Annotated in this window: 15 protein-coding genes; 13 read left to right on the top strand and 2 right to left on the bottom strand. The window is 40.4% G+C overall.

Annotated features, from left to right (window positions below):
- The first annotated feature begins 101 nt into the window (after window positions 1-101).
- The 12 genes from rplM to ACM66U_RS10550 all read left to right on the top strand — a co-directional run bounded on the left by rplM (window position 102) and on the right by ACM66U_RS10550 (window position 9,388).
- The gene (rplM, locus tag ACM66U_RS10605) at window positions 102-524 is read left to right on the top strand and encodes a 50S ribosomal protein L13 (protein ID WP_151899450.1); all 423 of its coding nucleotides are present in this window, start codon (window positions 102-104) and stop codon (window positions 522-524) included.
- An 11-nt stretch (window positions 525-535) separates the two neighbouring features.
- Window positions 536-928 (top strand): 30S ribosomal protein S9, encoded by a 393-nt coding sequence (rpsI, locus tag ACM66U_RS10600; protein ID WP_151899451.1) that lies wholly within the window; start codon window positions 536-538, stop codon window positions 926-928.
- A 127-nt stretch (window positions 929-1,055) separates the two neighbouring features.
- Window positions 1,056-2,411 (top strand): hypothetical protein, encoded by a 1,356-nt coding sequence (locus ACM66U_RS10595; protein WP_418640733.1) that lies wholly within the window; start codon window positions 1,056-1,058, stop codon window positions 2,409-2,411.
- On the top strand, window positions 2,411-3,928 hold the full coding sequence (locus ACM66U_RS10590; protein WP_418640732.1) for a peptide-binding protein: 1,518 nt from the start codon (window positions 2,411-2,413) through the stop codon (window positions 3,926-3,928). Before ACM66U_RS10595 ends, ACM66U_RS10590 begins: the two co-directional genes overlap by 1 nt.
- 1 nt (window position 3,929) lies before the next feature.
- Window positions 3,930-4,583, top strand: coding sequence for an HAD family hydrolase (locus ACM66U_RS10585; protein ID WP_346389711.1), 654 nt, complete (start codon window positions 3,930-3,932; stop codon window positions 4,581-4,583).
- Window positions 4,584-4,695: 112 nt separating this feature from the next.
- Window positions 4,696-5,253 carry a pyruvate flavodoxin oxidoreductase subunit gamma gene (locus ACM66U_RS10580; protein WP_346389710.1) on the top strand — a complete coding sequence of 186 codons (558 nt, stop codon included), beginning with the start codon at window positions 4,696-4,698 and terminating at the stop codon, window positions 5,251-5,253.
- A gap of 10 nt (window positions 5,254-5,263) precedes the next feature.
- The gene (locus ACM66U_RS10575; protein WP_346389709.1) at window positions 5,264-5,659 is read left to right on the top strand and encodes a 4Fe-4S dicluster-binding protein; all 396 of its coding nucleotides are present in this window, start codon (window positions 5,264-5,266) and stop codon (window positions 5,657-5,659) included.
- A complete protein-coding gene (locus ACM66U_RS10570; protein ID WP_346389708.1) occupies window positions 5,660-6,883 on the top strand; it encodes a 2-oxoacid:ferredoxin oxidoreductase subunit alpha in 1,224 nt (407 codons plus the stop codon).
- Between the two features lie 9 nt (window positions 6,884-6,892).
- Window positions 6,893-7,849, top strand: coding sequence for a thiamine pyrophosphate-dependent enzyme (locus tag ACM66U_RS10565; RefSeq protein ID WP_226066313.1), 957 nt, complete (start codon window positions 6,893-6,895; stop codon window positions 7,847-7,849).
- A gap of 221 nt (window positions 7,850-8,070) precedes the next feature.
- Window positions 8,071-8,586, top strand: coding sequence for an S-ribosylhomocysteine lyase (gene luxS / locus ACM66U_RS10560; protein ID WP_418640731.1), 516 nt, complete (start codon window positions 8,071-8,073; stop codon window positions 8,584-8,586).
- Window positions 8,586-8,888 carry a hypothetical protein gene (locus ACM66U_RS10555; protein ID WP_151899464.1) on the top strand — a complete coding sequence of 101 codons (303 nt, stop codon included), beginning with the start codon at window positions 8,586-8,588 and terminating at the stop codon, window positions 8,886-8,888. Before luxS ends, ACM66U_RS10555 begins: the two co-directional genes overlap by 1 nt.
- An 8-nt stretch (window positions 8,889-8,896) precedes the next feature.
- Window positions 8,897-9,388: a hypothetical protein gene (locus ACM66U_RS10550; protein ID WP_346389706.1), complete on the top strand. Its 492-nt coding sequence runs from the start codon at window positions 8,897-8,899 to the stop codon at window positions 9,386-9,388.
- A 105-nt stretch (window positions 9,389-9,493) separates the two neighbouring features.
- Here ACM66U_RS10550 and katG read toward each other — a convergent pair whose 3' ends face one another.
- Window positions 9,494-11,656, bottom strand: a complete 2,163-nt coding sequence (gene katG, locus ACM66U_RS10545) for a catalase/peroxidase HPI (RefSeq protein ID WP_418640730.1) — start codon at window positions 11,654-11,656, stop codon at window positions 9,494-9,496.
- A 150-nt stretch (window positions 11,657-11,806) separates the two neighbouring features.
- On the opposite strand from katG, the gene ACM66U_RS10540 reads away from it, so the two are divergent.
- On the top strand, window positions 11,807-12,598 hold the full coding sequence (locus ACM66U_RS10540; protein WP_418640729.1) for a tRNA (5-methylaminomethyl-2-thiouridine)(34)-methyltransferase MnmD: 792 nt from the start codon (window positions 11,807-11,809) through the stop codon (window positions 12,596-12,598).
- Here the strand turns inward: ACM66U_RS10540 and recQ are convergent.
- On the bottom strand, window positions 12,595-14,370 hold the full coding sequence (recQ, locus tag ACM66U_RS10535; protein WP_418641417.1) for a DNA helicase RecQ: 1,776 nt from the start codon (window positions 14,368-14,370) through the stop codon (window positions 12,595-12,597). The two genes, ACM66U_RS10540 and recQ, sit on opposite strands and share 4 nt — an antisense overlap.
- Between the last annotated feature and the right edge of the window lie 80 nt (window positions 14,371-14,450).

Below are 14,450 nucleotides of genomic sequence, written 5' to 3'. Positions count from 1 at the left end.
GAAACCCTAATCGGCAAAACTTATAAATAACTTAAATTCAGTTGTTTGTAAGTTTATACGGCTATACTTCCATCAAATAAAATTACTTGAAGGGTTCGAGAATGAAATTTACAAAAATTGCAACTCCTGAACAAATCGATCAAAAATGGGTTTTGATTGATGCTGAGGGTAAAACATTCGGTCGTATGATCACTGAAGTAGCTACTATACTTCGTGGGAAAAACAAACCGTGTTTTACTCCTAATATCGACTGTGGTGACTACGTAGTTATCATCAACGCTTCTAAGGCAAAATTTAACGGTCTTGGAAAAATAGCAAACAAAGAATATTTTTCTCACTCTGGGTACTTCGGTAGTACAAAGAGCGTTAAAATGACTGAGCTTTTAGAAAAGAACCCTGAGAAACTGTATAAGTTGGCAACTCGCGGTATGCTTCCTAAAACAAAGCTTGGTGCTAAAATGCTTAAAAAATTAAAAATTTATGCAGGTGCTGAACATCCTCACACTGCACAAATTGCTAAATAAGGACTGATTATATGGCAAATAAAATATATGCAACAGGTCGTCGTAAAGCCTCTGTAGCAAAAGTATGGTTAACTCCAGGAACCGGTAAAATCACTATCAACGGTCTTTCGTTAGACGCATGGTTGGGCGGACTTGAAGCGAAAAAACTTCGTGTAAAACAGCCATTGGTAGTAACAAAACAAGAAACAAATGTTGATATCGTTGCTACTACTTTAGGCGGTGGTTTCGGTGGTCAGGCAGATGCACTTCGTCACGGAATTTCCCGTGCTTTGGTAGCATACAACCCGGAATTAAAAGCAATGCTTAAACCTGAAGGTATGATGACTCGTGACTCACGTGTTGTTGAACGTAAGAAGCCAGGTAAGCGTAAAGCTCGTCGTTCTCGCCAGTTCTCTAAACGTTAATCGTTTGGAATTTTTATCAATGCCTTTTGCATTGGTAAAATTCTTTTTTATCTCCTCTTTGCAAAGTACACAATAAATTAACTCTATTAGTATATAATGTCTGTTCCATAAAAAAGCAGGTATTTATATGAAAAAAACAACGCTCATTCTCACACTGTTTACCATACTCATAATGCTTCTTTTTCCGTTTCTCGGCAACAGTTTCATGCAAAAACTTATAGATGAAAATATTCAGGTTTTGCAGTCACAGGGTCTGGTACTTAAAAAGAGTACAAAAGAGAGCGGTTATCTTAACACAAAACAGCATTTTGAATTTGTTTTGCAAGATACACAGGCACTGCAAAACTATTTACGTTCTTACACAAAATCAGCAGTGCCGCCGGCTGTAGAGAAAGTTTTTCAAGGTGCGACAATAGGCGCAGATGTTGCCTACAGCAATATTCCCTTTTCAAAGGCTGTGACTGTAGAGGTATATCCTTTGCAGTTTGCAAATACACTTATGCAGGAGATGAAAAAAAACAATCCGCAAGCCTACAGATATTTTACTGACTTTCTTGATGCAAAAGGGCTTTTGTATCATGTAGAGTACAATGTGCTCAGTAGTGATTTTAACGGCTTTGTCAAAGATATAGATACGCATTACAGTGTAAAAAAGAATGCAAATGTGCGTATGCAGTTAGAAGGTGTCAGGTTCAGCGGAGAGGGAAGCCTTTTTGCAGCAGAAAATATGACTTTTCATATACAAACAATGAAGCTCGCTTTGGAAGATGCTGCAAATGCACTCTCTTTTGAGATAAATAATTTGCAAAACAGGAGTGAATTTGCATCTTTTTCCCACTATACAACGGATACTAAAGTATTTCAAATCAAGTTTTTGATGAAAAATTCTCAGGATGATATCAATATATCTCTTGGTAATGTGGATATGGCTTCCTCTTCTTCTGAAAAAGACGGCAAAGTGGCATTGCATTCAAAAAGCTTTATAGATACTTTGATATTTCACGCAAATAAATTAAATTTTTCTCTCAAAGCATTGAACAGCGATATCTCTATTGAGGACCTGGACAAACAAAGCTATGAAAAATTTTCGCAGTTACTCACACAGTCAAAACAGATAAAACAGCAGGCCTTGCTTGCCATGCTTGCACACGGTTTACATGTAAAGGTATCGGACCTCTCCTTTGAAAATATAACACTCAACAGGATTGAAGAACTTGGCAGTATGAAAATTCAAAGTGATTTGAAAATAGCACAGGACAAAGATTTTGCCAAAAAACTCAAGATGTCACCTCTGTTGCTGCTTGCAAATGCACAGATGAATATGAAAATAAAAGTGGCAAAAGCACTCTATCTCAAAATGATAGAAGATACACCTCTGGCAGCAGTGATTGTATCCTATGCAAAAGAGGATGCGCAGAGTGTCTATTTTGATATAGCATTTACAGACAGCAGACTTACAGTAAACGGTAAAGTTGTACAGTAATGGCAAAGACGGTTTTTTTTCTTTTTTTTTCCTGGAGTTTCTTCTTGGGCTCTCTCAACGGAGCCACTTTGCATCTGGCTACATCGTCAAATCCTTCAAGACTCAATCCTGTTTTGGCAACAGATTCTTCTTCCTCGGAAATCAGCTCTTTTATATTTAACGGGCTTGTCAAATATGACAAAGATTCCAAAGAGATTATAGGGGATTTGGCAGAGAAATTTTATTTTAAAGACAATAAAACACTTGTTTTTGAACTGAAAAAAAATGTTTTGTGGCATGACGGCAAAAAATTCAGTGCCAAGGATGTGCTCTTTACCTATAAAACACTTCTCTCAGATAAAATAGTTTCCCCTTACAGTTCAGATTTTCGTTTTGTCAAAAGCGTCAGGATTATCAATGACTACAAGATAGAAGTACGATACACAAAACCTTACTTTAAGGCATTTGAGACATGGATGATGGGGATACTCCCCGAACATGTTTTAAAAAACGAAAAAAACCTGATGAACGCCTCTTTTAATACACATCCGACAGGGACAGGTCCCTATAAACTGACACGTCTTGAATACTCAAAAAATATAGAGCTCTCTGCTTTTGATGCGTATTTCGAGGGCAGACCAAAGATAGATACTGTTTCTTTTCATGTTATCGGTGATGCAATGACAAGATTTCTGATGCTTAAATCAGGACAACTGGATATCGGCAGTGTAGAGCCTTTCGTCTATGAAAGACAGCTTACTCAGAAATTTTTTGAAAACTTCAATATATATGAAAAAATCACTCTCTCCTATACATATCTCGGATTTAATCTGCGAAAAAAGAAGTTTCAAAATCCGAAAGTCAGACGCGCACTCTCTTTGGCGATTGACAGGCAGGAACTCATCGACATCCTTTTTTTAAAACATGCAAAGGTCTGCACGGGTCCGTTTCTGCCGGGAACAATTGCCTTTAATCCTGATGTCAAAGCTCCGACACAAAATATTGGGGAGGCAAAAAGACTGCTTAAAGAGGCAGGTTATGACGAGCAGCACCCTTTTACTTTTGAAATAGCCACATCAAACGCCAGCTCGATTCGCCCCTATGCGGCAGAAATCCTGCAGTATCAGCTCAAAAAAGCCGGTGTAATTGTCAAGCTGAGAGTCATGGAGTGGCAGGCCTTTTTAAATATGGTGGTTTTTCCGCATAAATTTGACACGGTTCTTTTGGGCTGGGGACTCTCACCTACACCCGACCCCTATATGTTCTGGCACTCAAAAAGCGATAAACCGGGCGGTTTTAACCTTGTAGGCTATCACAACAGTGAAATAGACGCAATGATAGAAAAATCGCAGGCGACAATTGACAGAAAAAAACTGGGAGAGCTGTGGAGAAAGATGTTTAAAATCATTGCAGAGGACAACCCTTATCTTTTTTTGTATATTCCAAATTCCATCACGGCCGTGAACAAAAAGATAAAGCATATTCAACCGGCACAAAGCGGTATATGGCACAACTACATACAATGGGAGAAAAACTGACGTGATAATATTATTTGATTTGGACGGCACACTTATAGACTCGACAGAGGCAATTTTGGAGAGTTTTCACAACTCTTTTGCAGTGCACGGCTTCTCTGTACCCGCTGATGCACAGATAAAGGCGCTTATCGGCCATCCTTTGGATGTAATGTACAGAGAACTCGGGGTGGATGAAGCGCTTGTTTTGGATTTTGTCACTACCTACAAAGAGCATTACAGAGAAATTTCCACGCAAAAAACAAAACTCCTGCCCAATGCCAAAGAGGCCGTAGAAGCGGCAGCAGCATTTGCTTCTTTGGGAATAGTGACAACAAAAACAGGAAAATATTCCCGGATTTTAATGGAACATTTCGGATTAATGGATAAATTTGAGGTCCTTGTAGGCAGAGAACATGTGCAAAATCCCAAACCGCATGCGGAACCGATTTTAAAAGCTCTGCAGAGTTTTGATACAAAAAACAAAGAGATATGGATGATCGGAGATACACAGATGGATCTGTTGTCGGCAAAAAATGCCGGTGTCAATTCCATCGGTGTTTTGAGTGGATATGAAGAGAAAAAAAGTTTAAAAAAGTTTTCTGACATTATATTTAATGATTCTTTGGATGCAATCGGTTACCTGAAAAGTAGAAAAACCGCACACTTTATAGTATAAGTTAATCTTAATCATATTATCAAGCTAACTTTAAGTGGGTCTGTTCTAAAATAGAGCTTAAGAATTGACAAAAATTGTTAAAGTAAGTTTCTTGAAAATTGAAGGAGAATTTATGCTAGAGATTAGATGGCATAGTCGTGCTGGCCAAGGTGCTGTTACAGGTGCCAAGGGTTTGGCAGACGTTATTTCTACAACTGGTAAACATGTACAGGCATTTGCGTTTTACGGTTCTGCAAAACGTGGAGCTGCGATGACAGCATATAATCGTGTGGATGATAAAGTAATCATGAATCATGAAAAATATATGGAGCCTGATTATGTCTTTGTCATAGATCCCGCTTTGGTATACACAACAGATGTTACGGTAAACGGGAAAGACAATACAAAATACATCATTACAACGCATATGAGTACAGAAGAACTTGTCGCCTCTCAGCCAAAACTTGAGGGCAAAGATGTTTACACGGTTGACTGTATTAAAATTGCGCAAGAAACGATTGGGCGTCCTATTCCTAATACACCGATGCTTGGTGCTTTTATGAAGATATCGGGTATGTATGATATTGAATTCTTTAAAGAGAATATGATGAGAATATTAGATAAACTGCCTAAGAAAATTGTTGATGCAAATATGATCGCCATACAGCGCGCATATGATGAAGTAAAATAAGGAGCTATAGATGGCAAATACAGGTTGGGACGAATTTGAAATCGGAGCAATGCTTCGTACATTTGATGGTGCAGTAGAAGATATTGCGGGTACACTCCAAGAAGACCGTCCGTATTCACAAAACAGCTCTTTTTCTGCAAGTGTTGCTGACTGGAGAATTGAAAAACCGGTTTTTAATAAGGATTTTTGTATTGATTGCCAATTTTGCTGGGTCTACTGTCCGGATATTTCAATTATTTCAAGAGACAAAAAGATGATAGGTATAGATATGGATCACTGTAAAGGGTGCGGAATTTGTGTTGAGGTTTGTCCTACAAACCCAAAATCACTTTTAATGTTTCCGGAACAGGCAGACGAAGAAACAGAAATAGCAAATTGGCCTGCTAAAGAGACAAAGGAGAAATAGATGGCATTTGATAAAATGGAATTAAGAGATATCGAAGTATGGGATGGAAACTTTGCAGCTGCGCAGGCAATGAGACAGTGTCAAATTGATGTTGTTTCCGCATACCCGATTACGCCGTCAACTCCTATAGTTGAGGGATATGCAAAATTTTTGGCAGACAACTATGTCGAGGGTGAATTCGTAATGGTTGAGTCTGAACATGCGGCAATGTCAGGATGTATCGGTGCTGCAGCTGCCGGCGGGCGTGTTGCTACCGCAACATCTTCACAGGGTTTTGCTTTAATGGTTGAAACGCTTTATCAGGCTTCCGGTATGCGTTTGCCGATTGTCTTAAATGTCGTAAACCGTGCATTGGCTGCACCGCTGAACGTAAATGGTGACCATTCAGATATGTATCTTGGACGCGACTGCGGTTGGATACAGCTTGATGCATACTGCCCTCAGGATGCGTATGACTTGAACTTTATCGCTTTTAAAGTGGCTGAAGATCATGATGTGAGACTGCCGTGTATGGTACACCAGGATGGTTTCATGACTTCACATACAGCACAGGGTGTGCATACACTTGATGATGATACCGCATACAGTTTTGTAGGTGATTTCAAGCCTATGAACGATATGCTTGATTTTGAACATCCGGTAACACACGGAGTACAAACAGAAGAAGACTGGCATTTTGAACATAAAGCACGCCAGCATAATGACCTTATGACAAAAGTAATGCCAAAGATTCAAGCAGCCTTTGATGAGTTCGAGAAACTCTCAGGACGCAAATACAATATCGTTGAAAAATATGATATGGATGATGCGGATGTGTGTGTTGTATGTATGGGTACTTCAGTGGAAACTGCCCGTGAAGTGGCAACCGAGATGAGAGAAAAGGGTGTTAAGGCCGGTGTTGTCGGACTTCGTGTTATTCGGCCGTTTCCGTTTTTTGAAATTCAAGAAGCGCTTAAAGATGTAAAAGCTATAGCAGCACTTGACCGTTCGTCTCCAAACGGAGCGCCGGGTATGCTTTTTAATGAAATTGCGGGTGCACTTTTTAACACAGATACAAAAGCCTTACTTTCGGGTTACATTTATGGTCTTGGCGGGAGAGATTTAACAAAAAGACATCTCACAGACCTGTATACTGAACTGCAGGCAAATGCTGATGCCGGCAAGGTGCTTACTCCACTACAACAATTTATCGGTGTTCGTGGACCGAAATTACAATTTTTATAGGAAAAAACGATGAGTGAAATGAAAAAAATTAAAAACTTAAAAGAGTTTTCTACATCAGCAGACCGTTTTGAAGGGGCAAACCTTCTTTGCCCTGGTTGTGCACACTCTATCATTGTTCGTGAAGTTTTAAATGCAACGAATGATGACCTGGTTCTTTCAGCATCTACCGGATGTTTAGAAGTTTGTACAGCAGTGTATCCTTATACTTCATGGGATGCTTCATGGATTCATATCGGTTTTGAAAACGGCTCAACTGCTGTTGCAGGAGCTGAAGCCATGTATAATGCATTAAAACGCAAAGGCCGTCTCAAGCAGCCTGACCGTAACCCTAAATTCGTATCTTTTGCCGGCGACGGTGCTTCTTACGATATCGGTTTTCAGTGGATTTCAGGCTGTATGGAGCGTGGGCACAATATGATGCATGTTGTTTTAGACAATGAAGTATATGCAAATACGGGCGGACAGCGTTCCTCTTCAACACCGATCGGTTCAAGCACAACAACTGCACCGGCAGGTCGTGTAAGCTACGGTGAGAAGAAAAACAAAAAAGACATGGTAAGCATTATGGCAAGCCACGGTATTCCGTATGCGGCGCAGGTAGCTCCAAACAAATGGAAAGATATGGTGAAAAAAATCCAACACGGTATGGCAGTGGAGGGGCCTGTATTTATCAATGCAGTTTCTCCTTGTACAACCGAGTGGAAATTTGACCCAAAAGATACGATGCTGTTAACGGACCTTGCGACTGATTCGTTGGTATTTCCGCTTTATGAAATCATTGACGGGCATGAGTTAAACATAACATACAGACCAAAAAACGTTATTCCTGTTGAAGAATATCTGGCTGCACAGGGACGTTTCAAGCATCTTTTTAAAGATGAATACAAACATCTTATTAAAGAGTGGCAAGAACGTGTAGATGCAAACTGGGAGTACTTAAACCGCCGAGAAGAAGCTCGCGTTTAAGAAGTTTCATCTTCACCGCATTTTGCACAAAAGTCAGAAACGGCAGGCTGTTAGCCTAGCCTTTTTCTGACTTTGGCACAAACTACAATAAATCTAAAACTTCTTTATTTTTCGGAACCCGGACTTCAGTCCGGGCTAAAATTCATGCCTGCTTTCATCCTTCAATTTATCATCAATTTTTTTCGCTAAAATACATGTAATATAAACTAAGGAATAGACTCATGCCATTATTAGACTCATTTACCGTTGACCACACAATTATGCCGGCACCTGCAGTGCGTAAAGCAAAAGTTATGAAAACACCGTGCGGAGACAAAATTACAGTTTTTGACTTGCGTTTTTACAAACCAAACGAAGACAAAATGGACGGACGGGGAATTCATACCTTGGAACACCTTTTTGCAGGATTTATGCGTAATCATTTAAATTCGAAAAATGTTGAAATTATAGACCTCTCGCCGATGGGATGCCGTACAGGATTCTATATGTCGGTAATTGGAACTCCTGATGAAAAAAGAGTGGCAAAGGCCTGGAAAAAATCTATGGAAGATGTCTTACATGTAAAGAGCAAAAAAGATATTCCTGAACTCAATATTTATCAGTGCGGAACCTATAAAATGCACTCTCTTAAAAATGCCAAAAAAATTGCCAGTGACATTCTTTCGCATAAAATAGGCGTGATGGATAACAAAAAACTGCAACTGAGTAAAAAGAAACTTAAAGAGATAAACAGCTAATGTTGGTTTTAGTACCGATGAACACTGCAGATGTGCAAGAAGCCGAGATTACACCGGTTTTAGAAGCAAAAACATGGGCACAGCTTCGTATAGAAGAGGGTGAACTTGTAGAGGTACTGCATTGTGACACATACGACGGTTTTGAGAACTGGTCTGAAGCCGTTGTTGTAAACAGCGATGGTGAACCTGTTATGGACTTTATGAATATGTCCATGATGGTACTCGTTGCACATACGCAAAAAACGATTGATGAGATTGTAGAAGCGTATTTATTTCGAGAACTGCATGATCTTGCATATTAGGAAAAACAATGGAGTTAAAACAGTTTTTAGAACTTTTTAACCCTCTGCCGGGAAATCACTATATTCAGATTACCGACAAAATTGATGCAACGACCCTTGCTTTGCAAAAAATGATTGCAGCAGTTGAGGGTGAGTTTCATCTGGCTCTTTATACAGAAAAAAAGCTGCAAATTCCCGATGCCCTCAAAGAGATTAAAATAGAGTATATACCAAATTTTTCAAAACCTTTTCGTGCATTGCCCAGAGATCATGACATCGTAATTTTCAAAGATGTTTTTTTTAGGCATCAAAACCCGGAGTTGCTCCTCAGAATTGCCTACACAACACTTGCAAATACGGCAAATGTGATAATTATGCAAAAAAAAGGAACAATGGATATAGAAAAGACAAAAGAGCTGTTGGAAAAATTTGAATTTCGCGCTCCCAATGCCATAGACATACTGCCTGAATATGATCTGGTCATGGCAAAAAAAATGCACATGTGGGGCAACGGGTTATAATTTTTCTCAAACTTCACCTGCCCCTTTTGCAGTTCGTTTGACACAGGAGATGATTCCTTTTGATGAGCTAAAAGAAGTGTTTCATCAAGAAATCATCAAATAATTTTATAAAACATCAAACCTGTCTAAATTCATCACTTTATCCCATGCCGAAATGAAGTCATCTACGAACTGTTCCTTTTTGTCATCCTGGGCATAAAATTCTGTTTGTGCGCGCAGTTGCGAGTTTGCACCAAAAATCAAATCTGCGCGTGTTGCCCTGTATCGAATTTCGCCGTTTTGGCGGCCCTCAAACAAGCTGTGTGTTTCATCTGTTGCAGACCATTGTATATTCATATCTGCCAAATTTACAAAAAAATCATTACTGAGACTCTCTTTTTTATCGCTGAGCACTCCATAGTCACTTTGGCTATAATTGACCCCGAGCACTCTCAGCCCACCGATGAGCACTGTCATTTCAGGAACACTCAGTGTCAATTGTTGTGCTTTGTCGAGTAAAAGACGTTCAGCAGCTACCTGAGACTCTTTTGGAAGATAATTTCTAAAGGCATCTCCCTCTTTTGGTTCAAGGTATGCAAAGCTGTGAACATCGGTCTGCTCCTGTGTCGCATCAACTCTTCCCGGTAGGAAAGGAACTTTTTTTGCATAGCCGCCATTGTGTACAGCTTTTTCAAGTGCCGCTGCTCCTCCAAGGATAATCATGTCCGCAAGTGAAATTTTATTTTTATGATTTTCATTGAAATCTTTTTGAATTTCTTGCAAAACAGATAATACTTGTTGCAGCTGTTTCGGATCGTTCACCTGCCAGTTTATTTGTGGTTCCAGAGCAATTCTTGCACCATTGGCACCGCCTCTTTTATCTGAATCTCTGTAGCTTGCAGCAGATGACCAGGCGGTATACAGCAGCTCGGAGATTTGCAGGGAGCTTTGTAAAATCTCTTCTTTAAGAGCCTCTGTCTCATCGTCATTTATCAGCGTATCCTCATTAACAGCAGGAAGCGGATCTTGCCACAAGAAGTCATCTTGCGGTACTTCCGGTCCAAGATAACGTGATTTTGGACCCATGTCCCGATGTGTCAGTTTAAACCATGCTTTTGCAAAACTTTGGGCAAATAATTCCGGATTTTCTAAAAAAGAGCGGGAAACTTTTTCAAATTCAGGATCCATTCGCAGTGCCAAATCTGTTGTAAACATAATTGTTTTGTCTTTTTTCCCTGCTATATGTGCATCAGGGGCGAAATCTTCTGCATCAGGATTGACAGGGACCCATTGCCACGCACCTGCAGGGCTTTTTTCAAGATTCCATTCATATTTAAACAGAATTTCAAGATAGCTGTTGTCCCATTTTGTGGGTGTCGGTGTCCAGGCACCCTCTAGGCCGCTTGAAATAGTATCGGCTCCTTTGCCGCTTTTATAGCTGTTTTTCCAGCCAAAGCCCTGTTGTTCCAATGGGGCTGCTTCAGGTTCGGGACCTACATACTTTTGAGGATCAGCGGCTCCATGGCTTTTGCCAAAGGTATGTCCGCCTGCAATAAGCGCAATTGTTTCTGCATCATTCATACCCATTCGACGAAAACTTACCCGTATGTCCTCAGCAGCAGCCAAAACATTCGGTTCTCCGTTAGGGCCTTCAGGGTTCACATAGATAAGTCCCATCTGGACAGCAGCTAATGGGTTTTGAAGCTTTTTGTCCTTTGAATGGCGCTTGTCTGCAAGCCACTCCTCTTCCTCTCCCCAGTAAATGTCTTCTTCAGTCTGCCAGATATCTTCACGGCCGCCGCCAAAACCGTAAGTCTGTAAACCCATAGATTCCATCGCCACAGTTCCGGCGAGTATCATTAAATCCGCCCAGGAAATTTTCTCTCCATATTTCTTTTTCAGAGGCCATAACAAACGGCGGGCTTTGTCCAGGTTGACATTATCGGGCCAGCTGTTAAGCGGGGCAAAGCGCTGGTTGCCTGTTGCTGCGCCGCCGCGTCCGTCTGTGATTCTATAGGTGCCGGCGCTGTGCCATGCCATACGAATAAAAAAAGGACCGTAATGCCCATAATCGGCAGGCCACCAGGAAACGGAAGTCGTCATAAGCGAAATAAGATCTTTTTTGAGTTCTTCATAGGGGAGTGTCCCAAAAGCTTTTTTGTAAGAAAACTCTGATGTTGCAGGCGTCAGACGCGGATTGTTCTGTGTAAGTATTTTAAGATTAAGCTGATTTGGCCACCATTTTGCGATTTCATCACCATCTACAATGGTATGTTTGTATGATTGCATAATAAATCCTTTAAAGAACTATTTTCTTAATGGAAAATAATTATCCTTTATTATTACAGAAGTAAACTTAAACGATTATTTATTATTAGAAATTTTTACAATTTGTTTCTCTGTGCAATATTTTGAGTAACACAATGGTAAAATAGCATCATGAAAAAAGATACAGACAGATTCGACACAGATATGCATACCCTGGAACTTACAAAAGACGGAAGCTATACGGCCTACTCAAAAGAGTATGCCCAGCACTATCATTCAACAAGAGACGGTGCCCTGCATGAGTCCTTGAAAAAGCATATACTCCCTGCTTCTTTACATGTAAAGGAGAAAAAAGAGGTAGCTATTTTAGATATTTGTTACGGACTCGGGTTTAATACTCTGGCAACAGTATTGCATTACAAAAAATATGCACCGCAGATAAAACTGCATATATATTCTCCGGAGTTGGATGCAAAACTGGTGCAATCCCTGCCTTCTTTTCACTATCCGGAGGAATTTAAAATACTGCACGAGGTAATAACAGCACTCAGTACACAGGGAAGATATGAGGATGAGACGATTTGCATAGAACTTTTTTTAGGGGATGCACGGAAGTATGTAAAAAAATTTGAAAACAAATTTGACATTGTCTATCAGGATGCTTTCTCGCCTGATGCAAATCCGATGCTCTGGACACAGGAGTATTTCAGTGATATAAAAAAGAGTATGAAAAAAGATGCGATTTTGACAACATACTCTACAGCACTCAAAACCCGTCTGGCCTTACATGTAAACGGGTTTTATATCTATTTAAACAAAGGAGAGGATTTCAGAGCTGCAACGGTGGCATCTCTGAGGGAGTTAAGCAACTTTGAACCGGTGAATATGCAACACAAGATTATATGTAACCCTGACGTACAACCCTTGCGAGACAGTGAACTGAATTTTTTGTCACCTGTTTAGTCATTGATAACATCCAAAAACTCTTTTCCAAACTGTGCGAATTTCTTTTCTCCCACACCGTTTACTTCAAGCATCTCTTCTTTGTTGGTCGGCATGTCATTGGCAAGGTGTTTGAGTGTTTTATCTCCAAAAATGATGTAGGCAGGTACCCCCATTTCACTTGCGAGTTCGGCTCTTTTTGCCCGAAGTTTTTCAAATAACTCTTCATCATAATCAAACTCTTTTGCCTGTTTGATCTTTTTCTCTTTTATGTTTATCTGGAGTCTGGAAGATTTGATATCTACAAGTTTTTGTGATTTGAGTACGGCTATGGCATCATTTGTGAGTTTTAAAACGCTGAAATCACCCAGCAGTAAGATTTTTAATTCCAAAAGGCGTTCAATGATGACAAACCACTCTTTTTTGCTTAGTTCCAAGCCGATGCCATAGACTGAAAGCTTGTCAGCATCGTTGGCAAGCAGCTTTTGTTCAGTGGAACCGCGAAGAATATCTATGATGTAGTTTTTTCCAAAACCCTGATTGGTCTTGTAGATTGTACTGAGAATCATTTGTGCCTCTTTGGTGATATCCTGGCGTTTGTCATCGGATGTCAGACAGTTGTCGCAGCGTTCTTTACAGGCATCAAGAGTGTCGTTAAAGTATTCGGCAAGCTGTTTGTGAAAGCAGATCTCGCTGGTGGCATATTTGTATATTTTGTCTATTTTTGTATCAAGATGGGCTTTGTACTCTTCATTTTCGATGTCTGCCAGAAACCTTTTATGCTGTGCCATATCGCCTGCATTAAACAGCAACAGCACTTCGCTGTCTTCACCGTCACGTCCCGCACGTCCGATTTCCTGATAGTAGTTCTCCTGTGACTTTGGCAGGCTCATATGCACGACAAAACGGATGTCGCTTTTGTCTATGCCCATGCCAAAGGCAATGGTCGCCACCATAATGTTGATCTTGTCGTTGACAAAGATTTTAAAATTCTGTTCTCTTACATGTTGAGGCAGGCCTGCATGGTAGGCAAGAGATTTGTAGCCGTTGACATTTAAAAAAGTGCTGAGTTCTTCGGCTTTTTTTCGCGAACTCACATATATGATTCCGCTTTCGTCTTGGTGTCTTGCCAAAAAGTTTTTAAGCTGTGCATGGCCGTTGCTTATGCGTCTTTGCGCGGAAATAAAAATATTTTTGCGAAATACTTTTCCTTTGAGCAAAAGAGGGTTTTCAAGACGCAGTTCTCTTAAAATATCCTGTGTGACATTGTCTGTTGATGTTGCGGTAAAAGCGGCGATTGTCGTATGTGGAAAGTTGTGTTTCAGATTTCCCAAGGCACGATAATCATCACGAAACTCATGTCCCCACTGGGAGATACAGTGTGCCTCGTCAATCACAAAAAAGTTTACATGTAAACCGTGCAGCAGTTCAATGGTATGTCCGTTGTTTAAGCGTTCGGGAGAGAGATACAAAAACTTTAAAGCACCATTGTATGCCTGTGATATAATATCCTGCACCTCTTCATAACTTTGTGCCGAGCTTATCATTTGTGCAGATATGTTTTGTGCCTGCAGTGCGCGGACCTGATCCTGCATTAGGGCGATAAGAGGAGATATGACAATAGTAATGCCCTCCATCATCATCGTCGGGAGCTGATAAACAAGAGACTTTCCGCCGCCGGTTGGCAGTATCATCAGTAAATCCTGCCCCTTTAAGATGGCATCCACACCCTCTTCCTGGAGTTCTCTAAAGCTGTTATGTCCGAAATTGTCTTTTAATATCTGATTTTTGATTTGTACTCCATTGGTTGTCAACTTTTTTTCTGCACAGCTGATTGTTGTTGCTTTGACTCTCAGCCCACCCTGAAGGATGG

Source organism: Sulfurimonas sp. ST-27 (assembly GCF_048081595.1).
GTDB classification, from domain to species: Bacteria; Campylobacterota; Campylobacteria; order Campylobacterales; family Sulfurimonadaceae; genus Sulfurimonas; species Sulfurimonas hydrogeniphila.
This window is presented reverse-complemented; position numbering and strand designations above follow the sequence as displayed.

Coding starts and splice junctions, on each gene's coding strand:
- rplM (WP_151899450.1), top strand. CDS start 102: ATGAAATTTACAAAAATTGCAACTCCTGAACAAATCGATCAAAAATGG.
- rpsI (WP_151899451.1), top strand. CDS start 536: ATGGCAAATAAAATATATGCAACAGGTCGTCGTAAAGCCTCTGTAGCA.
- ACM66U_RS10595 (WP_418640733.1), top strand. CDS start 1,056: ATGAAAAAAACAACGCTCATTCTCACACTGTTTACCATACTCATAATG.
- ACM66U_RS10590 (WP_418640732.1), top strand. CDS start 2,411: ATGGCAAAGACGGTTTTTTTTCTTTTTTTTTCCTGGAGTTTCTTCTTG.
- ACM66U_RS10580 (WP_346389710.1), top strand. CDS start 4,696: ATGCTAGAGATTAGATGGCATAGTCGTGCTGGCCAAGGTGCTGTTACA.
- ACM66U_RS10575 (WP_346389709.1), top strand. CDS start 5,264: ATGGCAAATACAGGTTGGGACGAATTTGAAATCGGAGCAATGCTTCGT.
- ACM66U_RS10570 (WP_346389708.1), top strand. CDS start 5,660: ATGGCATTTGATAAAATGGAATTAAGAGATATCGAAGTATGGGATGGA.
- ACM66U_RS10565 (WP_226066313.1), top strand. CDS start 6,893: ATGAGTGAAATGAAAAAAATTAAAAACTTAAAAGAGTTTTCTACATCA.
- luxS (WP_418640731.1), top strand. CDS start 8,071: ATGCCATTATTAGACTCATTTACCGTTGACCACACAATTATGCCGGCA.
- ACM66U_RS10555 (WP_151899464.1), top strand. CDS start 8,586: ATGTTGGTTTTAGTACCGATGAACACTGCAGATGTGCAAGAAGCCGAG.
- ACM66U_RS10550 (WP_346389706.1), top strand. CDS start 8,897: ATGGAGTTAAAACAGTTTTTAGAACTTTTTAACCCTCTGCCGGGAAAT.
- katG (WP_418640730.1), bottom strand. CDS start 11,656: ATGCAATCATACAAACATACCATTGTAGATGGTGATGAAATCGCAAAA.
- ACM66U_RS10540 (WP_418640729.1), top strand. CDS start 11,807: ATGAAAAAAGATACAGACAGATTCGACACAGATATGCATACCCTGGAA.